The organism is Vibrio sp. 1078-1 (assembly GCF_033340475.1).
Genome location: NZ_JAWOWM010000988.1, coordinates 1 through 503, shown reverse-complemented (window position 1 = coordinate 503; position 503 = coordinate 1). Strand labels below are relative to the sequence as shown.

Here is a 503-nt window from a genome sequence, read left to right as displayed (position 1 = left end):
CCCCTTCTACCCAGCCAGAAACAAAAGAGTTAACGCGACGAGTCACTTCCATTGAAGACGTACCAGAACCTGCAAAGCTATTACGGAACTGGCCGGTGCTTTCATTCAATTCTCGATAGATGATGTCGAAAGCAAAGGCAGCAAAGATCGCGCGATCGGCTTCACCAATAAACTCAACGCGTTTAAGCCCTTTGTGATTCAACAAGACGGCTTCAACACCAAACTTAGTGTTAATGCCACGAATCACGCGCAATAGGGTAGAACTGATGTTGGACGGCAACAAATGGGAAGATTGAGTTTTTCCCATTTTGATAAACTCAATATCGTCTTTGTCCAAACCATATTTGAGCATAAGGCGATGCGCCATCTTGATGGCGTTTGCCGCCTCATTCACGTTGGCGGAGTTACCCAGTTCCAAACACTTGGCGATTTTTTTCAGAGCTTTTTGTTTATCCATCGACAACCAGTAACGAAAGCAGAAAATTTACGAAGTCAGACATATA

Annotated in this window: 1 protein-coding gene; it reads right to left on the bottom strand. The window is 44.3% G+C overall.

The annotated features are described in order from the left end of the window. On the bottom strand, positions 1-457 hold a 457-nt coding region (locus R7190_RS31230; RefSeq protein WP_318138391.1), incomplete at its 3' end, for a DUF2786 domain-containing protein. Positions 458-503: the final 46 nt, after the last annotated feature.